The following is a 20,090-nucleotide window of genomic DNA, read 5'->3' on the forward strand; positions in this document are numbered from 1 at the left end:
TCATTCTGCCGGTGGGGTATGGGCCGGCGGTCCGGTGTCCTCCCACTGGATCACGGTTGTTTGCAGCCTGCGTGCGTCGCGCGCCAGCGCCCAGTCCTGCGCGGATTTGCTGGCGCGCCCCAGTGACATCTTGGCGAGCAGCCGCGCGATCCAGCGGGCGTAGGTGGTGGCCCACACGCGGATCGCCAGCATTGACGGGGTGACCAGCAGCGTCAGAACCGTGGCGATGCCCAGACCAAAGACCACCGCCGTTGCCAACTGTTTCCACCATAGCGCCGTGGGGCTGTCGATGGTGTAGCCGCCATTGGCAAAGTCGAGGCTAAGCCCGAACATCATCGGCGCAAGCCCTGCCATTGTGGTGATGGTGGTCAGCAAAACGGGGCGGATACGGGCCTGCGCCGTGCGAATGATCGCCTCGATCCGCGGCATGTACTGGCTGAACTCCTGATAGGTATCGATCAGGATGATGTTATTGTTCACCACAATCCCCGCCAGCGCCACGATCCCCGTGCCCGTCATGATGATCGAGAACGTCTGATCCATCACCAACATACCAATCAGCACGCCCGTGGTCGATAGCACCACCGCCAGCAGCACCAGCACCGAGTTGTAGATGCTGTTGAACTGCGCCAGCAGGATGATGAACATCAACCCCAGTGCCGCGGTAAAGGCCGAGGACAAGAAAGCCTGACTTTCGGCCTGATCCTCTTGGTCGCCGGTCCATTCATAGCTGACGCCCGCGGGCAGGGGCCGGGTTTCCAGCCATTTGGTCAGCTCCGCAATCCGTTCGTTGGCATTGATCGGGATCATCCGCAGAGTGCCATTGTCCAGCTCTTGTTGCAGATCGACGCCTTGGGCGGCATTGGTCCGGTTGGTGATCCTGAAGGACGCGCCCTCGGGCCCCGTGATATCGCCCGCGTCCCCCGCAGGGCGCATCGTGGCGAGGGTGATTGTCGTCTCGCCCGCCTGTGCCGTGCCCGTTTGCGCGGTGCCTGCCTGTGCCGTGCCTTGGGAGGCATCCACCGTGCGCACCAGCTTGACCAGCCCGGGGAAGACATCGGCCTTCACATCAAGATAGCGTTTCTGATCGATCCGGTTGATCTCTGCCAGCTTGGGCACGGGGGTGCGGGTGATGAAATTCGACAGCGGCACCAGCCCGTCCGCCGTGCGCACCTTCAGCGTGTCCAACGTGCTAAGCACACGGTCTTCTTGCGGCAGGCGCACCCTGATCTCGATCTCTTCGTCAGAGCTGTCGACCCGCATCGTGTCCAGCAGCAGCCCGCGGGTGACCAGCTGTACCATTGCGCCGACGGTGACCACATCAGCCCCGTATTGCCCCGCCTTGGCGACATCTACGTCGATCTGCCAGTCGATGCCGGGCAGGGGGCGGGTGTCTTCGATCAGGGTCAGGCCGGGGGTTTTCTCGAAGGTGTCACGGGCCTGTGCCGTCGCGGCGATCAGATCGGTGAAACTGTCGGATTTCAGACGCAGATGCACCGGCTTGCCCGACGCGGGGCCGCGCGCCTGTGCGAGGATTTCGATCTTGATGCCGGGGATCGCGCTCAGCTCTTCCGTGAGCTCTGCGATCACGATGTCGCCGTCCAGTTCCGGACGCAGGGCGCGGTCTTCCCACGGGATGGTTTCAAGCTGCACCTGACCGATGCTGTCCTTGGGGGCCTGCGCCCCGCCGGTATTGCTGTCCAGCCCGCCTTCACCGGCAAAGGCAAAGGCGGTAGAGACTCCGGGATGCGCCAGTACGATCGCCTCAGCCTGCTGCATGATCGCGTCTTTTTCCGCCAGCGACAGGTTGCCCCGGGCCAGCACATAGACGATCGCCTGCTCGGGTTCGGATTCGACAAAGAATTCCACGCCTTTGCTGTTGTTGCCAAAGAAGATCATCGTGGTGCCGACAAAGACAAAGACGACCCCCGCGACCACCAGCGGCATCACCGGATTGCCCGCGATAAAGGCAATGACCCGCCCGAAGGCTGATCGACGGTAGCCGGCCTTGATCACGGTGGGCTCTTTGCGAAACAGCCGCGATGTGACCCAGCGGCCCCCGCGGCCCATGCGGGTGAACAGCGCGAAAAAGCTGGTCAGCCCCAAAAGCACGCCCGATATCGCCACCGCCACCAGCGCGCAGAGCACGGCGATGCAGATAAAGACCACGGCAAAGACCGGAATGACCGAGCCAAGGATATCCAGCCCGTCCATGCCCGCGAACTGCGCCGAGATCACGGCAAACAGCGGTTGCATCAGCGCCAGCGGCAGGGCGATCATCGCGGCGACAATTGGAAACAGCAGCAGATGCAGATAGAACCGCAGTTTGGCGATGGCAGTCATATTCTGCGCCATCCAGCGTTCCAGCCGTCCGGTGACGCCGCCCATGACGGGCAGATAGATCAGCGCCACCACAAGCGAGGCGGAGAGCACAAAGATCAGCGTGACCGGCAACATGCCCATGAATTCCCCCGGGACGCCGGGCCAGAACAACATGGGCAGGAACGCGCAAAGCGTGGTCGCGGTGGACGAGATGATGGGCCAGAACATGCGTTTGGCAGCCTCGACATAGGCGGCCATGGGGCCTTCGCCTTGTTGCTGGCGCGCGTCGGCATATTCCACCACAACAATCGCGCCATCCACCAGCATCCCCACCGCTAGGATCAGCCCGAACATCACGATGTTCGAGATGGAAATCCCCATCAGTGCGAGAAAGGCAAAACACAGCAGGAACGACGTGGGAATCGCAAAGCCCACCAGCAGGGCCGCACGGATCCCCAGGGCGGCCAGCACCACGATCATCACCAATGCAATTGCGGTAAAGACCGACCCCAGAAGCTGCTGCACCATACTGTCGACAATGCGGCTTTGATCGTTCGACGTGCCAAGCGTGACAGCGGCTTTCAGCCCCTCGGGCCAAGCGGCGCTTTGGGCGGCGACGATCTCTTTCACCTGCGTGGAGGTGTCGATCAGGTTATAGCCCTTGCGTTTGACCACCTGCAGCGCCAGCGTCTTTTCCCCGTTGAACCGCGCGGTGCCTTCGCGGTCTTCAAAGGTCAGGTTGATGGTCGCCAGATCGCCCAGTGTCACCACGCGGTCGCCGTTGGTCTTAACCGGCAGCGCATAGACATCGCGCGGTTCATCAAAGGAGGACGGGATCTTGACCGAGAAACTGCCCTGATCCGACTGCACTTCACCCGCGGCAATCAGCTGGTTATTGTTCTGCACCACATTGATCAGCTCGCCCGCGGTCACGTCATAGGCTTCCAGCCGCAAGGGATCGATCAGCACCTCAAGCATCTCGTCACGGTCGCCCGCCAACCCTGCTTCAAGCACCGCATCCACGCCTTCCAGCGCGTCCTGCAGATCACGTGCGACGCGGGCCATAGTACGTTCGGGCACGGGGCCGGTGAGGTTGACGATGATGATGGGGAATTCGGAAAAGTTGATCTCTGTGATCGAATATTTCTCGTAGCCTTCGGGGAATTTGGATTCTGCCGTGCTCATCGCGTCGCGCACGTCGGCCATGATCTTGGACTTGTCCCAGCCGAATTCGAACTCCAGCGCGACACCGGCGTAGTTTTCGGCGGCGGTGCCGGTCATGGTCTTCAGGCCGTCCAGATCGGAAAGCTCCGTCTCCATCGGTTTGACCAGCAGGGTTTCGCTATCCGCGGCAGAGATGCCCGGAAACTGGACCGAGACGAAAAGCGCGGGGATCTCGATGTCAGGCTCGCCCTCTTTGGGCAGGGTAGAATAGGCATAGCCCCCCACCACGAGGCTCAGCAGGATAAACGCCATGACCATGCGGGCACGGCCCGCGGCCCAATCGACCATGCCGCTCATTCCGGGGCCTCGTCACGGAAGGTCGGGGTCACGGTCACGCCTGCGGTGACATATTCCTGTCCCAGAACGATGACATTCGCCTGCGCGGGCAGGCCGGTGACCCAGATCCCCTCAGGCGTGTCGCGCACAAGCGTGACCGCGGCGAAATCAACGGTATTCTCGGCGTCGATCAGACGCACGCCAAGGGTGCCGTCATCATTCAGCGTCAGGGCCGATTGCGGCAGCAGATGCGCCTCGACCCCGGCCGAGGCGATGGCGATTTCGGCGGTCTGGCCGTCGCGGATGCTCAGATCAGAGTTGGGCACCTCGATTTCCACCTGAAAGGTGCGCGTCGTCGGATCGGAGGCGCGCGAGATAAAGGTGACGGTGCCCGCGATCTGACGCTCGCCCGCGGCCAGCCGCGCCTGCGCCTGCGCACCAAGGCTGACGCGGTCAACCTCGGTCTCGGGGACAAAGCCCACCAGTTTGATCGGGTTAAGCTGGATCACCTGCGCGCAGAGCGATCCGGTTTGCAGCAGGCTGCCAAGCTCTGCGGTGTCGCTTTCCAGCAGCCCCTCGAACGGCGCGGTGAGGGTCAGCCGGTTAATCTCGGCCTGGGTGCTGGCAACAGCGGCCTCCGCAGCCTCAATGCCAGAGTAGGCCGCATTCAACCCCGCCTCGGCAGAGCTGAGGGCGGCGCGCGCGGCGGCGACAGCAGCTTCGGCGGTGGCCAGCGTGGTCTGCGACGAAAACCCGCCTTCGCCCAGTTTTTGTGCGGCGTTCAGCTTTATCAGGGTTTCATCCAGACGCGCCTGCGCCTCGGCCACGCGGGCCTGGGCCTCGGGGACGCGGGATTGTGCTTCGTCGCGGCGGGCCTGCGCCTCTGCCTGTTGCGCGCCACGGGTGCCGGGGTCCAGCTCGCACAGCACATCGCCCGCGTTCACGGTCGCGCCCTTGCGCAGCGGGGCCGATACCACAACGGCAGAGGTTTCCGCCTTGACCGCCACCTGCCGCGCCGCCGTGGTCTGACCGCGCACGATCACGGCAGAGGCGAGCGGTGCCGCCACGCTGCGCTGCACCACGACCTTCACCCGCGCGGGCTCTGCCACATCGGACGGGGACGCGGTATCGGCGCTGTCGGCATCCGTCGCAGGGGCAGGAGGTTGCGCGGCCCCCTGTGCCAGCCCCAACAGGGCGTCACGTTCGAAGATTGCCATATACATCAGGGCGGAAACGGCGATGGCCGCAAGAAGGGGGAAGATACGCATTCGGGCCTCGGTTCAGTGAAACGCGGGCGTTGCGGCACCGCAGTATGTCGTATGCTATAGGGCCAAATGCTTAAGCGAATAAAACTGAACTGCATAGTTCACTATTAAAAAAAACTTGCGACATGCGACCTTGTGAACAACGCGTGGGTCACTTGCTGTGCAGCCAAGCCCTTGGCAGCCCCGCAGCCGCAGGTTAAGAGGGGCGTTAAATCAGGCGGGACGGGTACCACATGAGCGATACAGACAGTTTCATCGACGAAGTAAACGAAGAGGTCCGCCGCGACCGGTTCTACTTTATGCTCAAACGCTATGGCTGGATTGCGGTGCTTGCCGTAATCCTGCTGGTCGGCGGGGCCGCGTGGAACGAATACCAAAAAGCGCAGGCCCGCGCAGAGGCGGAAACCCTTGGCGACGCGATGTTTGCAGCGCTTTCCGCCGAGGATACAGCCGCCCGCGCTGCCGCCTTTGAAAACATCGAGGCTACAAACCCCCGCGCCGGTGCCATGCTGGGCTTGCTAACAGCTGCAGAACAAGCCGAAGCAGGCGAGACCGACGCCGCCGTCGCCACCTTGAACGGCATCGGGCTGGATGCGGATGTGCCCGCGATCTACCGCGAAATCGCCCAGTTCAAGGCGATTACCCTGCAAGGATCGGATATGCCCGCCAATGAACGCCGTCTGGCGTTGGAAAATCTGGCGCAGCCGGGCAGCAGCCTGCGCTTGCTGGCGCAAGAACAACTGGCCATGATCGACATCGAAGAAGACGCCCCCGAGGCGGCGATCGAACGCTATCAGGGTATCCTGAACGATGCGGATGTGACCTCGGACTTGCAACAACGCGCCCTTCAGGTGATTGTCGCCTTGGGGGGGGATCCGCAAATGGGTACCGCAGCCCCCGCGCCGCAAACGGACACCGTGCCGGCGCTGGATGCAGACAATAACTAATCCTGCCTGAACCCTTCAGGTGACACGGACTTAAAGAGCAAAGCGAGCAGGGCCATGACCATTCTCCACAGCATCTCCTTGAAACCCACGTCGACGCGCCGTGCCTCACTTGGGATGGGGGCGGTGGTGGCATCGCTGCTGCTGTCGGCCTGCGCCGAACCAGAGGTGATTCTGCCCGGCGTGCGCGAGGATGTGCGATCGGTCCTGCAAGGCAGCGACGGCTTTGCAGCCCCCGCCGATGCGCCGGTGCCAGCCAATACAACACGCGCGATTTCGCTGCCCGCGGCGACCACCAACGCCAGCTGGTCGCAAAGCCCCGGCACGCCAAGCACACGCGTCAGCCACCCCGCGCTTGGTGCAGCACCGCAGCTTGCGTGGTCGGCCTCTATCGGGAAGGGCGACAGCCGCAAGCAACGCATCACCGCGACGCCTGTCGTGTCGGGCGGACGTGTGTTCACCATCGATTCCGGTGCGACGGTCACCGCGACCTCTGCCACATCGGGGGCCACACTATGGACCCGTGACCTGACGCCGCAAAGCGACGGGCAGGGCGATGCGACAGGCGGCGGCTTGGCCGTCGATGGCAACACAGTCTATGTCTCGCTCGGCTTCGGGTCGGTCACGGCGCTGGATGTCGACGGTGGCGGCACGCGCTGGACGCAGGATATCGACGGCACCGGATCGGGGGCACCGACAGTCTTTGGCGATATGGTCTATTTCACCTCCAGCGACGATACCGGCTGGGCGCTGAACAAATCCAACGGCCGCGTGCAATGGCAGACCGGATCGACCAGCAGCATCAACAATGTGCTTGGCGCACCGGCCCCCGCCGTGGGGTCGCAGATCGCCGTGCTGGCCTTTGGCTCGGGCGAGGTGCAAGGGCTCTTCCGTCAGGGTGGGCTAGATCGTTGGAACACGTCTGTCGTGGGCAAACGCCCGGGGCGCGCGCTGGCCAATATCTCTGACGTGACAAGCGCGCCGGTAATCTCTGGCGATACCGTTTACGTGGGCAACCAGTCGGGCCGTCTGGCGGCGTTGAGCGTTGGCGGCGGCGAACGCCAGTGGACCGCACGCGAAGGCGCGATCGGTCCCGTTTGGCCCGCAGGCGACAGCGTTTTTGTCGTGACCGACCTGAACGAACTGGTGCGTCTGGATGCCAGCACCGGCACCCGCATCTGGGGCACACCGCTGCCGAATTTCGTCAAGGACAAGCCCAAGCGCCAGTCCGAGGTCTTTGGCAACTACGGCCCCATCCTTGCCGGTGGCCGCGTGATCGTGGCCTCTAGCGATGGCACGCTGCGCAGCTTTGACCCCACCAATGGGGCGCTGGTTGCACAGGTGACGATCCCCGGCGGGGCGACCACTGCGCCGGTCGTGGCAGGGGGCGTTCTGTACGTCGTATCCGCGAAAGGGCAATTGCACGCTTTCCGTTAGGCCGCAAATAGGCTAAGCGGCGGGCTTGACCTAGTCTTCGGAGCCGTTCCATGTCTTTCACCCTCGCCATTGTGGGCCGTCCCAACGTCGGGAAATCCACGCTGTTCAACCGTCTGGTCGGTAAAAAGCTGGCGTTGGTCGATGATCAGCCCGGTGTGACGCGCGATCTGCGCGAAGGCGCGGCGCGGCTTGCCGACCTGCGATTCACTGTGGTGGATACCGCCGGACTTGAAGAAGTCACCGACGACAGCCTGCAGGGCCGGATGCGCCGCCTGACCGAACGTGCCGTGGATATGGCGGACATCTGCCTGTTCATGATCGACGCCCGCGTGGGTGTCACGCCGTCTGATCTGGTCTTTGCCGATATCCTGCGCAAGAAATCCGCCCATGTTATTCTGGCCGCCAACAAGGCCGAGGGCAAAGCCGCCGACGCCGGTGTGATCGAGGCCTACAGCCTTGGCCTTGGCGAACCGATCCGCCTGTCTGCCGAACACGGCGAGGGGCTGAACGATCTCTACACCCATCTGATGCCAATCGCCGACGGCTTTGCCGAGCGGGCGCAAACCGATGCGCCGGAAACAGATGTGGACCTGACCGAGGAAGAAGCCGAACTGGGCGACGAAGAGGCACCCATGCCCGTCCCCACCAAGACCAAGCCCTTGCAGGTGGCCGTCGTAGGGCGTCCGAACGCGGGGAAATCCACCCTGATCAACCAGATTATGGGCGAGGATCGTCTTCTCACCGGACCGGAGGCGGGGATCACCCGTGATGCGATTTCGCTGCAAACCGACTGGTTCGACGTGCCAATGCGGATCTTTGACACCGCCGGGATGCGCAAACGCGCCAAGGTGCAGGAAAAGCTCGAAAAGCTGAGCGTCAGCGACGGTTTGCGTGCGGTGAAGTTCGCCGAGGTTGTGGTGGTTCTGCTGGATGCGGATATCCCCTTTGAACAGCAAGACCTGCGCATCGCCGATCTGGCCGAACGCGAAGGCCGTGCCGTTGTGGTTGCCGTAAATAAATGGGACCTTGAGACGGACAAACAGGGCAAGTTGAAAGACCTGCGCGAAAGTTTTGAACGGCTTCTGCCGCAGCTCAAGGGCGCGCCTTTGGTGACCGTTTCGGCTAAGACCGGGCGCGGAATGGACCGCTTGCATAACGCGATCATGCGCGCCTATGAGGTCTGGAACCGCCGTGTCACCACCGCACAGCTCAACCGCTGGCTGTCTGGCATGATGGAGGCACACCCGCCCCCCGCGCCGCAGGGCAAGCGTATCAAGCTGCGCTATATGACCCAAGCCAAGACCCGCCCGCCGGGGTTCGTGGTCATGTGTAGCCACCCCGATAAGGTGCCGGAAAGCTATAACCGCTATCTTGTCAACGGGTTACGGCTCGACTTTGATATGCCGGGCACGCCGATCCGCCTGTGGATGCGCGGCCAGTCGGACGCCAACCCCTATAAGGGGCGCAAAAAAGCGAAACCGTCGAAGCTGCGCAAACATACCGACGGGCACCGCAAGGACCGCTAAGGACTGTAGAATTTGCGAAAAATTGGGGCCGGAGTTTTCGAAACTCCGGTCCTTTGCGTTTAGCCGCGCCGCCATGACCGGTAGGTGGGCAGGATTAACGCGATGGCGCCCCCCGCGGCCAGCGCCGCAATGGTCGGGGCCGTCGCGACATTCGCCACCACCACAGCGACCAGCGCCCAGATCACCCCGATCCCATAGGTCGGCGCACGCATCAGCGACGATTGCACCCCCGCTGCAATCACGATCGCCAGCCCGACAAAGACCAGCCCCGCGGTTGGCCCGCTCATCCAGCCATAGCCGGCCGCCAGCAGCCCCAAAGACACGCAGGAGGCCGCGCTTAGCCAGCCCGCATAAAGCCCCACGGGCAGGGCGGCAAAGCCGCGATCCTCACGCGGGGCGCGGAACAACGCGTAAAGCGCCGACACCAGCATCACCCAGATCAGCACCGACGCCCAGATCGGGCTGGCCACGGCCACGGCAAGCCAGAAACAGCCCACAAACAGCGACAGCGCAAGCGGCAGGCGCATGTCGTGCCAAAGGTAATCCTCGCGGCGTTTCCACAGGCCCCAGCCCATGCCAACGATCAGCCAGACATAGATCAGCCCCCAGATCGAAAACGCATAGCCCGCGGGCTGCACCGGCGGGTTGTCTTGGGGAATGGGGAATTGGTCCGGCGAAAAGCCGTTAAAGCCGGAGACAAAAAAAGGCGACACGGCAAAGCCGATCGCCAGCAGAAAGGTCAAAAGGGCAGTAAGAGAACGGGACATCGGGCTACCTTGCGAAAAGTGGTTTTCGCCTCAGATAGCCCGATGATCCCCGCGTTCAATCAGCTGAGCGTGCCGTCGACGCCCAAAGTGGTCTTGCCGCCCAGATAGGGGGCCAGCACCTCGGGCAGTTTGACCGACCCATCGGCCTGCTGGCCGTTTTCCAGCACCGCGATCAGGCAGCGCCCAACGGCCAGACCGGACCCGTTCAACGTGTGCACGAACTGCGGTTTGCCGCCATCTGCGGGTTTGAACCGTGCGTTCATCCGGCGCGCCTGAAAATCGCCCGTGGTCGAGACAGAGCTGATCTCGCGGTAGGCGTTCTGACCGGGGAGCCATGCCTCGATGTCAAAGGTCCGGCGCGCGCCAAAGCCCATGTCACCGGAGCACAGGATCACGGTGCGGTACGGCACGCCCAAACGTTCCAGCATATCCTCGGCGCAGCGCAGCATACGCTTTTGTTCGTCGTCCGACTGATCGGGGTGGGTGACCGATACCATCTCGACCTTCTCGAACTGGTGCTGGCGCAGCATGCCCGACGTGTCGCGGCCCGCGCTGCCTGCCTCGGAACGGAAGCACAGGGTGTGGGCGGTCATCCGGCGGGGCAGGGCGGCTTCTTCCAGTACGTCACCGGCGACCGAATAGGTCAGCGTCACTTCGGAGGTGGGGATCAGCCACCAGCCGTTGGTGGTCTGATAGCTGTCGTCGCCGAACTTGGGCAGCTTGTCAGTGCCATACATCGCCTCGTCGCGCACCAGCACGGGGGTCATATGTTCGGTCAGCCCGTTTTCATCGACATGGGTATCGATCATAAACTGGGCTAAGGCCCGGTGGACCCGCGCGACCGCACCTTTGAGCATGACGAACCGCGCGCCGGAGGTTTTGGCGGCGGTTTCGAAATCCATTGACGCCGCGACACTGGAGATCTCGAAATGCTCTTTCGCCTTAAAATCAAACGTTGGTACATCACCCCAGCGGTTCACTTCGACATTGTCAGCCTCGTCCGCGCCATCTGGGGCATCATCGGCGGGCAGGTTGGGGATGCGCGCCAGCATGTCGGTCAACTGCGCGTCCAGATCCTTGGCCTCTGCCTGCATGGCGGTGACTTCGGCCTTCTTGTCGCTGACCAAGGTACGCAGCCGTTCGAATTCGGCCTCGTCGCCCTTTGCCTTGGCCGCGCCCACCAGTTTGGAGGCTTTGTTTTGCTCGGCCTGCGCGGTTTCCGCTGCTGAAATCTTGGCCCGCCGTGCCTCGTCCAGTGCCAGTACCTGCGCGCTCACAGGGGTGTCGCCGCGCCGTGCGAGGGCGGCGTCGAAAGCATCGGGGTTTTCACGGATGGCTTTGATGTCGTGCATGGGCTGTTCCTTTGTCGTCCGAGTCGCATGATCTGCGTTGCGCGCGTTATGCCCGATTGTGGATCGCGGTGCCAGATGTGGTTGCGCCGGGGGGGGGATTGGGGCCTTGGATGCTTGCGCAAACAGCTTATTGCAGGCTGCGACACCGGGCAGCGCCATTTCCCCCCGGAACCCACCTTGCAAAGCCCCGCGTCTGACCATAGGTTCCGCCAAACCTAGACGGCAGGCCGTTTGCGGCATGCGCCCAACACAAAGGACGACCTCCATGGAAGCCATTCAGCAATTTGTACCCCTGATCCTGATCTTTGCGATCATGTATTTTCTGCTTATCCGCCCTCAGCAAAAGAAGGTGAAAGAGCATAAGGCAATGGTGGACGGTCTGCGTCGTGGCGATCAGGTGGTCACCGCTGGCGGTCTGATCGGCAAGGTCGTCAAAGTCAAAGAGGACGGCGAGCTGGAAGTCGAACTGGCCGACAACGTCAAAGTACGCGTTGTCCAATCGACCATCGCCACCGTCGTCTCCAAGACAGAACCAGCCAAGTAAGCGCCCCTTCGGGCGAGTCCAGAAAAGGGCAGTACCATGCTTCAGATTGATCTGTGGAAACGGGTGTTGATCATCCTCACCTGTGCCGCTGGCCTGTGGCTGGCGCTGCCCAATGCGTTCTACGGCCCCGTCGAACAGCACAATGACGCGGTCAAGGCGATCAGCGTCGCCGGATCCACCCCCGAGCTTGAGGCGCAAAAGGCGCTTTGGCCCGAGTGGATGCCGGAACGTCTGGTCAACCTTGGCCTCGATCTGCGCGGCGGGGCCCATTTGCTGGCCGAAGTGAATGTCGAAGACGTGTACGCCAACCGGATGGAAGCCGCCTGGCCCGAGGTGCGCGATGCGCTGCGCTCGATCACGCCGGTCCGCCGCGTTGACGCTCCCACCGGCGAGCTGCGCGTGCGCATCAACGATGCCTCTGTCATGGCGCAAGCGCTGGAGGCGACCCGTGCGTTGGCCCGCCCCGTGCAGTCGCTGACGGGCACAGGGCAAAACGACATCGTGGTAAACGGTGCCAATGACATCATCACCGTCACGCTGACCGATGCCGAGAAACAGGCCACGGACGAGCGCACGATGCAGCAGTCGCTGGAAATCATCCGCCGCCGCATCGACGAGGTCGGCACACGCGAACCCACGATCCAGCGTCAGGGTTCGGACCGTATCCTTATTCAGGTGCCCGGCATCGGGTCGGCCGCAGAGCTGAAAGCGATCATCGGTACCACCGCGCAGCTGACGTTTAACCCCGTGGTGAACCGTGGCGCGAACGAAAACGCGGCACCGGGTCTGGGCAATTCGCTTTTGCCCGACGCCGAAGCGCCCGGTGTCTTCTACATCATCGAAACCGCGCCTGTGGTGACCGGCGAACAGCTGGTCGATGCGCAGCCCAGCTTTGACCAGAACGGCCGCCCCGCTGTCAGCTTCCGCTTTGACACCACCGGCGCGCGCAAGTTCGGCACCTACACGGCAGAGAACATCGGCGCGCCTTTCGCCATTGTGCTGGATGACGAGGTTATCAGCGCCCCCACCATCCAAAGCGCGATCCCCGGCGGGTCGGGCATCATCACCGGTAACTTCACGGTCGAGGAATCCACCAATCTGGCCGTCTTGCTGCGGGCAGGGGCCTTGCCCGCGGGGCTGACCTTTGTCGAGGAACGCACCATCGGGCCGGAACTGGGTCAAGACAGCATTGACGCGGGCAAGATCGCGACCAGCGTCGCCTTTGGCGCGGTGCTGTTCTTTATGTGGGCCAGCTACGGGCTGTTCGGGCTGTTTGCCAATATCGCGCTGATCATCAACGTCGGCATGATCTTTGGTTTGCTAAGCCTGATTGGTGCCACGCTGACCCTGCCCGGTATCGCGGGGATCGTTCTGACAGTGGGTATGGCGGTTGACGCCAACGTGCTGATCTTTGAACGCATCCGCGAAGAGCTCAAGACTGCCAAGGGACCGGCCCGCGCCATCAGCCTTGGCTATGAACGCGCGCTTAGCGCCATTCTGGACGCCAACATCACCACCTTCATCATTGCAACGATCCTCTTTGTGCTTGGCTCCGGCCCTGTGCGCGGGTTCGCGGTGACGCTGGGGCTTGGCATCGTCACGTCGGTCTTTACGGCGTATTTCGTCACACGTCTGATCGTGGTGTTCTGGTTTGAACGCCGCCGTCCCAAGACAATCACGGTATAGGAACGCGCACCATGCGGCTGAGACTGATCCCCGACGATACGAATATCGACTTCTTCAAACACGCCAAACTGACCTTTGGGGCGTCCTGTGTGGCGGTGCTGCTGGCCTTGGCCGTGTGGTTCACCATGGGCCTGAACTACGGCATCGACTTCCGCGGCGGGACGACCCTGCGCACGCAAAGTGACGCAGCCGTGGACGTGGCGGCCTACCGCACGGCGCTGGAACCGCTAGAGCTTGGCGATGTGTCCATCTCAGAGGTGTTTGACCCTGCCAGCGACAGCACCAAACATGTCGCGATGGTCCGCATCCAGGCCCAGGAGGGCGAAGAGGCCGCATCCCCCGAGATGATCCAGAATGTCGAGGAAGCGTTGAAAACCGTGGCCCCGAACATCGTATTCACCTCGGTCGAATCTGTTGGCCCCAAAGTGTCGGGCGAGCTGATCCAGACCGCGTTTCTGGCGGTTGCCGCCTCCCTCGGGGCGATCCTGATCTACATCTGGCTCAGGTTCGAATGGCAGTTCTCTGTCGGGGCGGTCGCGGCGCTGTTCCACGATGTGGTGCTGACCATCGGCGTTTTCTCGGCGTTGCAGATCCGGTTCGATCTGGCGGTGATCGCGGCGATCCTGACCATCATCGGCTATTCGATCAACGACACCGTGGTGATCTTTGACCGCCTGCGTGAAAACCTGCGCAAATACAAGAAACGCGACCTGCGCGAGATCATGAACCTCAGCGTGAACGAGACCCTGAGCCGGACCTTGATGACATCGGGAACCACCTTGCTCGCGCTCATCGCGCTGCTGGTTCTGGGCGGCGATGTGATCCGCGGCTTTGTCTTCGCGATCACATGGGGTGTTGTTGTGGGCACCTATTCTTCGGTCTATGTGGCCAAGAACGTCGTGCTGTTTCTGGGCGTCAAACGCGACTGGTCCAAGAAAGACAACAATAACACCGGCCAATACGCCAACATCGACGCGTAATATATTTCGCTGCCAGCAGGGCACCCCCTTGCTGGCAGCACCGTTCCGCGCCCGCCTCCGGCGCGACGCTTTGCCCATAGGGCCCGCCCCATTTCACCGCTAGTTGCCCTGTATTGTCCGCGCGTGATCCGCTATGATCGCGCAGCCCCCGCGAGAAGGAGAACATCATGCGTTTGAACGAGGTCGTGTATTCGGATGCCAAACCCGTCGAAGGCTATGGCGCCGGTTTCTTCCGGATCGGTGGCGAGTTGTTCGAAGGGCCGGTGATCGCAGGCACCTCTGGGGTTTCTCCGTGGCAGGGCTTCGACGACCACGCCCCGCTTCTGGCGCTGGCGGGCAAGATCGACATCCTGTTCATCGGCACGGGGGCCGAGATTGCGCATATCCCGGCCGACCTGCGCAGCACGCTTGAAGACGCGGGCATCGGGGTGGATGTCATGTCGTCCCCCGCCGCGGCGCGGACCTATAACGTCCTGCTCAGCGAAGGCCGTCGCATCGCCTTGGCGATGATCCCCGTCTGATATGACCCTGCGTGTCACCGACCTTGCTGTCGCGCGCGGCGGTGTGCCCGTGCTGGACGGGGTGTCCTTTGCGATTGAACCGGGGACCGCCTTGATCCTGCGTGGGCCGAACGGGGCGGGCAAGACCACGCTACTGCGCTGCATCGCGGGGCTGCAACCGCCCTTGTCGGGGCAGATCGACGGGGCAGAGGAAACCATCGCCTACGCCGGGCACGCCGACGGGCTGAAAGCGATGCTGAGCGTGCGCGAAAACCTCACATTCTGGGCACAGGTCTTCGGGCAACGCGATATCACCGAGGCATTGGCCGCCTATGACCTTAAGCCGCTGCAAGACCGGCTGGCGGGCACCTTGTCGGCGGGGCAAAAGCGGCGCTTGGGGCTGGCGCGGTTGATGGTCACGGGGCGGCCCATCTGGGTGCTGGACGAGCCGACCGTGTCGCTGGACGCCGCCGCCGTCAGGCTTTTCGCCGCGGCGGTGACGGCGCATCTGGGGGCAGGCGGCACGGCGCTGATCGCGACCCATATCGAGCTTGGCCTGAATGCGCATAGCTTTGACATCACCCCGTTTCGCGCCAAACCATCACTGCGCAGCGGTGCCAGTGACGAGGCTTTCCTGTGATCGCCCTGCTGCGCCGTGACCTGATGCTTGCCTTTCGGGCGGGCGGGGGCTTTGGTCTCGGGCTGGCGTTCTTCCTGATTGTGACCGTGCTGGTGCCCTTCTCGGTCGGACCGCAACCCGATCTGTTGGGGACCATTGCGCCCGGTGTGCTTTGGCTGGGCGCGCTGCTGGCCTGCCTGCTCTCGCTCGACCGGCTGCTTGCGCTGGATTTTGAGGATGGCACGCTGGACCTGCTGGCCACGGCACCGCTGCCGCTTGAGGCTGCGTTGAGCGTCAAGGCGCTGTCCCACTGGGTGACGACAGGGCTGCCGCTGGTGCTGGCGGCACCTGTGTTGGGGGTGATGCTGAACCTCGCGCCTTCGGGATATCTGTGGCTGGTGGCCTCGCTGGGTCTGGGCACGCCCGCGCTGTCGGTGATCGGCACCTTTGGCGCGGCGCTGACCGTGGGCATCAAACGCGGCGGGCTGCTGATGTCGCTGCTGGTGCTGCCGCTGTACGTTCCGACGCTGATCTTCGGGGCAGAGGCCGCGCGCCGCGGCGCGATGGGGCTGGATGCCACGACCCCGCTGACCCTGCTGGCTGGCATCACTTTTGGCACCATCGCGCTAATGCCCTTTGCTTCTGCCGCGGTGCTGCGGATGACCTTAAGGTGAGTGCGCGCTTTTGACCATTGAGTGCCAAGAAACGGAGCGATAGAACCCCGCCATGTCTTTATGGGAATACGCCAATCCGGTGAAATTTTTAGGCCTCTCGGCGCGCGTGCAACCCTATGTCTGGGGGGGGGCGGCGCTGTGTCTGATCGTCGGTCTGGGCTGGGGCTTTTTCGGCACGCCGGATGATTACCGTCAGGGATCGACGGTCAAGATTATCTACCTACATGTGCCCGCGGCGCTGATGGCGATCAACGCATGGTTCATGATGCTGGTGGCCTCGCTGGTCTGGCTGATCCGCCGGCATCACGTCAGCGCCCTTGCGGCCAAGGCGGCGGCCCCTGTGGGCGTCACCATGACAGTGATCGCGCTGATCACCGGTGCGATCTGGGGGCAGCCTATGTGGGGCACCTGGTGGGCATGGGATCCGCGGCTGACGTCCTTTCTGATCCTGTTCCTTTTCTACCTTGGCTATATCGCCCTGTGGGAAGCGGTCGAGGACCCCGATACCGCAGCAGACCTGACCTCGGTCCTGTGTCTGGTGGGCTCGGTCTTTGCGGTACTGTCGCGCTATGCGGTCAAGTTCTGGAATCAGGGTCTGCATCAAGGTACCTCTGTCCCGCTGGCCACCGGTGGGCGTACCGTGTCGGATGTGTTTTTCTACCCGCTGCTGATCAGTATGGTCGGCTTTGGCCTGCTGTTTCTGGCGCTGGTCCTGTACCGCACAGGGACCGAAATCCGCCTGCGCCGCGCCCGCGCGCTGCTGGCGCGCAGCGAAAGGGGCACATGATGCCGGAGCTTGGGAAATACGCCGCCGAGGTGCTGGCCGCCTATGGGGTGTCGCTGCTGCTGCTGGCGGGGCTGGTGGGGCTGAGCCTGAACAAAGGGCGCAAGGCCCGCGCCACACTTGCTGATATAGAGGCCCGTAAAGATGGCTAAAATCTCTCCGCTCATGATCGCGCCACCGCTGGTCTTCGCCGGTTTCGTGGCACTTGCCGCCTTTGGCATGTTCCGCCCCGATCCCGAAGGGCTGCCCTCGACGCTGGTGGGGCAGATGGCCCCCGCGCTGCCGGAAAAACCGCTGGAAGGGTTTCCCGCCGCGGCACCGGATGTGCTGACCAATGGCGAGGTGACGCTGGTCAACTTTTGGGCCAGCTGGTGCCCGCCCTGCCGCGCCGAACATCCGCAACTGCTTGATATGCAGGCGCAGGGGCTGTCGATCATCGGGGTCAACTTTAAAGACACGATCGGCCCCGCAACCAGCTACCTGACCAATGATGGCAACCCCTTCGAAGGCGTCGCCTTTGACCCTCAGGGACGCACGGCCATCAACTGGGGCGTCACCGCCCCGCCAGAGACATTCATCATCGCGGGCGACGGCACGGTGCTGTTCCGCTACGCCGGTCCACTGGTCGGCAGTGACTACGAACAACGCTTTCTGCCGGCGCTGCAAGACGCTCTGAAGAACTGACACCCGCTTCCAAATGGCCCTAAATCCTCGCCGAAGGCATGGCCCGTAGCAGGCTGCGCCCCGACAGCGGGCCTATGCGCCGCGCCGCCGGTTTCGCCTCCGGCTGGCCCTCATCCGCTCATCTGAAAGGAAAGCCCATGCCCGTGATATTGCAAACCAGACTACCGGACGCGCAAACCGGCACGCCCGGATTGCCGGGCACGGGGCCTTGCGGGGCGGATGACTGGTTGCTGATGGACGAAGCCTACGCGCCGCAGATGGTCTACCGCGAAGCGCTGCTGGCGGAACGACCCAAGGCTGTTTTCTACCAAAGCGAGGCCGCCAGACCCGCCGCGGCAGAGCTGCTGTCAGAGGCGCTGACCCTTCTGCCGCGTTTCGGTTTCACCCTCGGGGCTGATGCGGTGGTTTGTCCTGACGGGCGCAAGGTCACGCTGGACCGGTCGCAACCGCTGTGGACGTTGGCGCATCTGGTGCAAGAAGACCTCTGCATCCTGCAAAAGCGTGGCGATGAACATGTGCTGACCGCTGCGGCACTGTGCTTTCCGGCGAACTGGCGGCTGGCGGATAAGATAGAGCAACCCCTGACGGGCATTCACACTCCGGTCGAGGAATATGACGCCGACATCGCGCGGCGTGTGCAACGTCTGTTTGACGGCGTGCGGGCAGGGCGGCCCCTGTGGCGGTTCAACAAGCTGCGCTATGCGGATGCGGATCTGCACCAGCCGCGACGGCGCGAAACAGGCAGCGACATGCCCTTTATCCGGTCAGAGCGGCAATGCATCCTGCGTCTGCCCGAAAGCGATGCGGTGGTCTTTACGATCCACACCTATGTGGTGCGCGACGGAGATGCGCCTGCCTGAGCGGACACAGGCAGGCGCGATAGTTAGAGTTTAATGGCGCTAGGTCAGAACCAGATGCGGATGCCCGTCGGAGGTCTTGCGCGGGGAGATCCCTTGCGCATCGACCACCGCGTTGATCTGCCGCCGCATATTGCTGAACAGGGGCGATGTCACGACGTCAATCGCCGTGTCAAAGCGCAGGGTCAGCGACCACATGCCACTGCCCGATAGCCGCGCCGCCTTGACCACGCCGGTAAAGGGATGCCCCAGATAGCGGCCTTGCACGCGGTCGCCGGGCGTCCAGCCCTGCGCAGGGGCCGCGGCCTGTGCGTTCAGCGTATTCCAGTCGCGCGCGCCCCATTGGTGGGCCACCATTTCCAGCGTCGCCGCATGGGACACCGCTGTGCCTTGGGCCGCAAGATCCGCGCGCAGCCGTTTAGCCTGGGATTTCAGCACATCAGCCGAAGGTACGGCGGTGGGATGGTTTTGGGTTGTCATCATAACACTCCTGCTCTCGCAAAAGTCGAAGGGGGTCCGCGTTGCCCGTCAATCCGCGAGATTGAAGGTGTGTTCTTGATCAAGGACTTCACCGATATGCGGACGGCAGGGGCCTTTCCCTATGGGTGCTATATGACGCTTGGGGGCTTCAATTGCAATGGGGCGGTGCGGGTGGCACGGGGCAGATGCCTTCGGCGAGGATTTTCAGCCATTTGGAAGCAAAACACGCGCGCCGCAGGACCGGCGCGCGCGTGGCGGTTGCTTTTACTATTGAGGGGATTAGCCGTCGATGCGGGCGGCCATGATGGCGATGGCTTTCTGGTACACGCCGGCAGCGTTCCACTGTTTGATCACGTTGAAGTTGGTTTGCCCTTCCTGATAGCCGGCACCGGGTTGCCAGCCTTTCTGACGTAGGAAGTTCGCGGTCGAGGCCAGCGCGTCGGTCTGGTTGTAGAAATCAACGCGACCGTCGCCGTTCCCGTCCACCCCATAGCGCAGGGCGTTGCCGGGCAGGAATTGGGTGTGGCCAAGCTCGCCATGTTTTGCGCCTTTGGTGCCACCGTTGATCGCGCCGGTATCAACTAGTTTCAGCGCGCCGATGGCGTGAGGGGCAAAGAAATCGGAGCGGCGGCAGTCATAGGTCAGCGTTGTGATTGCAGAGACCACCGAGGTATCGCCCATGAAGCCACCAAAGGCGGTTTCCATCCCGTGGATCGCGATGATCACCCCCGCTGGCACGCCGTAGCGCGCTTCGAGTGACTGGTAGAAGCTTGCATTGCGGGCTTTGCGCTTGCGGCCTTGGGCGACGATCGTATCGGCACCGCGCACCTGCATGAATTTATCAAGCGAATAGTTGAAGGATTTCTGGTTGCGGTCGGCGGCGATGGTGCTGCTGGCATAACGTGCGTTGGCCAGTGCATCGAGCCCCCGTTGACCGACACCCGCGGCGGCGGCCTCTTTCGCGAAGGCGGGTTTCCAGGCGTCGAAGCCTCCCGCGTTGTTGCCACATTGGGCCGCTGCGACCGGGGCGGCGAAGCCCAAAGAAAGCATAAGTGCCGTGGCAAGACGTTTGGTGGGGCGCATGAAATAACCTCTGACTATATGAAACTTCGGCTGACTTTAGCTCAGCTGTTTCGAACTTCAAATAGCAAGACGCATTCCAAGCGAAA

Annotated in this window: 19 protein-coding genes; 13 read left to right on the forward strand and 6 right to left on the reverse strand. The window is 62.9% G+C overall.

What is annotated here, in order from left to right; all coding sequences use genetic code 11:
- Both GLP43_RS07865 and GLP43_RS07870 read right to left on the reverse strand, forming a co-directional pair.
- Positions 1–3,843, reverse strand: a complete 3,843-nt coding sequence (locus tag GLP43_RS07865; protein WP_237278871.1) for an efflux RND transporter permease subunit — start codon at positions 3,841–3,843, stop codon at positions 1–3.
- The gene (locus tag GLP43_RS07870; protein WP_237278872.1) at positions 3,840–5,090 is read right to left on the reverse strand and encodes an efflux RND transporter periplasmic adaptor subunit; all 1,251 of its coding nucleotides are present in this window, start codon (positions 5,088–5,090) and stop codon (positions 3,840–3,842) included. The genes GLP43_RS07865 and GLP43_RS07870 overlap by 4 nt, the downstream gene beginning before the upstream one ends.
- A 230-nt stretch (positions 5,091–5,320) precedes the next feature.
- On the opposite strand from GLP43_RS07870, the gene GLP43_RS07875 reads away from it, so the two are divergent.
- The 3 genes from GLP43_RS07875 to der are packed head-to-tail and all read left to right on the forward strand — an operon-like array spanning position 5,321 to position 8,994.
- On the forward strand, positions 5,321–6,034 hold the full coding sequence (locus GLP43_RS07875) for a tetratricopeptide repeat protein (protein WP_237278873.1): 714 nt from the start codon (positions 5,321–5,323) through the stop codon (positions 6,032–6,034).
- Between the two features lie 54 nt (positions 6,035–6,088).
- Entirely contained in the window at positions 6,089–7,468 is a 1,380-nt protein-coding gene (locus GLP43_RS07880) for an outer membrane protein assembly factor BamB family protein (RefSeq protein ID WP_443069464.1), read from the forward strand.
- A 50-nt stretch (positions 7,469–7,518) separates the two neighbouring features.
- Positions 7,519–8,994: a ribosome biogenesis GTPase Der gene (gene der / locus GLP43_RS07885; RefSeq protein ID WP_037962876.1), complete on the forward strand. Its 1,476-nt coding sequence runs from the start codon at positions 7,519–7,521 to the stop codon at positions 8,992–8,994.
- A 59-nt stretch (positions 8,995–9,053) separates the two neighbouring features.
- On the opposite strand, the gene GLP43_RS07890 is transcribed toward der, so the two are convergent.
- Together GLP43_RS07890 and serS are read right to left on the reverse strand one after the other, a co-directional pair.
- Positions 9,054–9,761 carry a tryptophan-rich sensory protein gene (locus tag GLP43_RS07890; RefSeq protein WP_237278874.1) on the reverse strand — a complete coding sequence of 236 codons (708 nt, stop codon included), beginning with the start codon at positions 9,759–9,761 and terminating at the stop codon, positions 9,054–9,056.
- Positions 9,762–9,820: 59 nt separating this feature from the next.
- Positions 9,821–11,113 (reverse strand): serine--tRNA ligase, encoded by a 1,293-nt coding sequence (gene serS / locus GLP43_RS07895; protein WP_237278875.1) that lies wholly within the window; start codon positions 11,111–11,113, stop codon positions 9,821–9,823.
- Between the two features lie 265 nt (positions 11,114–11,378).
- Here serS and yajC point away from each other — a divergent pair, with 265 nt between their 5' ends.
- The 10 genes from yajC (at position 11,379) to GLP43_RS07945 (ending at position 18,444) form a co-directional block, all read left to right on the forward strand.
- Positions 11,379–11,657: a preprotein translocase subunit YajC gene (gene yajC, locus GLP43_RS07900; protein ID WP_237278876.1), complete on the forward strand. Its 279-nt coding sequence runs from the start codon at positions 11,379–11,381 to the stop codon at positions 11,655–11,657.
- 36 nt (positions 11,658–11,693) lie between these two features.
- Positions 11,694–13,343 (forward strand): protein translocase subunit SecD, encoded by a 1,650-nt coding sequence (gene secD, locus GLP43_RS07905; RefSeq protein WP_237278877.1) that lies wholly within the window; start codon positions 11,694–11,696, stop codon positions 13,341–13,343.
- A gap of 11 nt (positions 13,344–13,354) precedes the next feature.
- A complete protein-coding gene (secF, locus tag GLP43_RS07910; protein WP_005852644.1) occupies positions 13,355–14,323 on the forward strand; it encodes a protein translocase subunit SecF in 969 nt (322 codons plus the stop codon).
- A gap of 167 nt (positions 14,324–14,490) precedes the next feature.
- On the forward strand, positions 14,491–14,844 hold the full coding sequence (locus GLP43_RS07915; protein ID WP_237278878.1) for an Mth938-like domain-containing protein: 354 nt from the start codon (positions 14,491–14,493) through the stop codon (positions 14,842–14,844).
- 1 nt (position 14,845) lies between these two features.
- On the forward strand, positions 14,846–15,463 hold the full coding sequence (ccmA, locus tag GLP43_RS07920; RefSeq protein ID WP_237278879.1) for a heme ABC exporter ATP-binding protein CcmA: 618 nt from the start codon (positions 14,846–14,848) through the stop codon (positions 15,461–15,463).
- On the forward strand, positions 15,460–16,116 hold the full coding sequence (ccmB, locus tag GLP43_RS07925; protein ID WP_237278880.1) for a heme exporter protein CcmB: 657 nt from the start codon (positions 15,460–15,462) through the stop codon (positions 16,114–16,116). Before ccmA ends, ccmB begins: the two co-directional genes overlap by 4 nt.
- 52 nt (positions 16,117–16,168) lie before the next feature.
- Positions 16,169–16,903 carry a heme ABC transporter permease gene (locus GLP43_RS07930; RefSeq protein ID WP_237278881.1) on the forward strand — a complete coding sequence of 245 codons (735 nt, stop codon included), beginning with the start codon at positions 16,169–16,171 and terminating at the stop codon, positions 16,901–16,903.
- Entirely contained in the window at positions 16,903–17,052 is a 150-nt protein-coding gene (gene ccmD, locus GLP43_RS07935; RefSeq protein ID WP_107277682.1) for a heme exporter protein CcmD, read from the forward strand. The genes GLP43_RS07930 and ccmD overlap by 1 nt, the downstream gene beginning before the upstream one ends.
- On the forward strand, positions 17,045–17,584 hold the full coding sequence (locus GLP43_RS07940; protein ID WP_005852653.1) for a DsbE family thiol:disulfide interchange protein: 540 nt from the start codon (positions 17,045–17,047) through the stop codon (positions 17,582–17,584). The genes ccmD and GLP43_RS07940 overlap by 8 nt, the downstream gene beginning before the upstream one ends.
- A gap of 137 nt (positions 17,585–17,721) precedes the next feature.
- The gene (locus GLP43_RS07945; RefSeq protein WP_237278882.1) at positions 17,722–18,444 is read left to right on the forward strand and encodes a heme-dependent oxidative N-demethylase family protein; all 723 of its coding nucleotides are present in this window, start codon (positions 17,722–17,724) and stop codon (positions 18,442–18,444) included.
- Positions 18,445–18,483: 39 nt separating this feature from the next.
- Here GLP43_RS07945 and GLP43_RS07950 read toward each other — a convergent pair whose 3' ends face one another.
- Together GLP43_RS07950 and GLP43_RS07955 are read right to left on the reverse strand one after the other, a co-directional pair.
- The gene (locus GLP43_RS07950) at positions 18,484–18,921 is read right to left on the reverse strand and encodes a glyoxalase superfamily protein (RefSeq protein WP_237278883.1); all 438 of its coding nucleotides are present in this window, start codon (positions 18,919–18,921) and stop codon (positions 18,484–18,486) included.
- Between the two features lie 279 nt (positions 18,922–19,200).
- A complete protein-coding gene (locus GLP43_RS07955) occupies positions 19,201–20,004 on the reverse strand; it encodes a lytic murein transglycosylase (protein ID WP_005852656.1) in 804 nt (267 codons plus the stop codon).
- Between the last annotated feature and the right edge of the window lie 86 nt (positions 20,005–20,090).

Source organism: Sulfitobacter sp. M39 (assembly GCF_021735935.1).
In the GTDB taxonomy this organism is placed as follows: Bacteria; Pseudomonadota; Alphaproteobacteria; order Rhodobacterales; family Rhodobacteraceae; genus Sulfitobacter.

Coding starts and splice junctions, on each gene's coding strand:
- GLP43_RS07865 (WP_237278871.1), bottom strand. CDS start 3,843: ATGAGCGGCATGGTCGATTGGGCCGCGGGCCGTGCCCGCATGGTCATG.
- GLP43_RS07870 (WP_237278872.1), bottom strand. CDS start 5,090: ATGCGTATCTTCCCCCTTCTTGCGGCCATCGCCGTTTCCGCCCTGATG.
- GLP43_RS07875 (WP_237278873.1), top strand. CDS start 5,321: ATGAGCGATACAGACAGTTTCATCGACGAAGTAAACGAAGAGGTCCGC.
- GLP43_RS07880 (WP_443069464.1), top strand. CDS start 6,089: ATGACCATTCTCCACAGCATCTCCTTGAAACCCACGTCGACGCGCCGT.
- der (WP_037962876.1), top strand. CDS start 7,519: ATGTCTTTCACCCTCGCCATTGTGGGCCGTCCCAACGTCGGGAAATCC.
- GLP43_RS07890 (WP_237278874.1), bottom strand. CDS start 9,761: ATGTCCCGTTCTCTTACTGCCCTTTTGACCTTTCTGCTGGCGATCGGC.
- serS (WP_237278875.1), bottom strand. CDS start 11,113: ATGCACGACATCAAAGCCATCCGTGAAAACCCCGATGCTTTCGACGCC.
- yajC (WP_237278876.1), top strand. CDS start 11,379: ATGGAAGCCATTCAGCAATTTGTACCCCTGATCCTGATCTTTGCGATC.
- secD (WP_237278877.1), top strand. CDS start 11,694: ATGCTTCAGATTGATCTGTGGAAACGGGTGTTGATCATCCTCACCTGT.
- secF (WP_005852644.1), top strand. CDS start 13,355: ATGCGGCTGAGACTGATCCCCGACGATACGAATATCGACTTCTTCAAA.
- GLP43_RS07915 (WP_237278878.1), top strand. CDS start 14,491: ATGCGTTTGAACGAGGTCGTGTATTCGGATGCCAAACCCGTCGAAGGC.
- ccmA (WP_237278879.1), top strand. CDS start 14,846: ATGACCCTGCGTGTCACCGACCTTGCTGTCGCGCGCGGCGGTGTGCCC.
- GLP43_RS07930 (WP_237278881.1), top strand. CDS start 16,169: ATGTCTTTATGGGAATACGCCAATCCGGTGAAATTTTTAGGCCTCTCG.
- ccmD (WP_107277682.1), top strand. CDS start 16,903: ATGCCGGAGCTTGGGAAATACGCCGCCGAGGTGCTGGCCGCCTATGGG.
- GLP43_RS07940 (WP_005852653.1), top strand. CDS start 17,045: ATGGCTAAAATCTCTCCGCTCATGATCGCGCCACCGCTGGTCTTCGCC.
- GLP43_RS07945 (WP_237278882.1), top strand. CDS start 17,722: ATGCCCGTGATATTGCAAACCAGACTACCGGACGCGCAAACCGGCACG.
- GLP43_RS07950 (WP_237278883.1), bottom strand. CDS start 18,921: ATGACAACCCAAAACCATCCCACCGCCGTACCTTCGGCTGATGTGCTG.
- GLP43_RS07955 (WP_005852656.1), bottom strand. CDS start 20,004: ATGCGCCCCACCAAACGTCTTGCCACGGCACTTATGCTTTCTTTGGGC.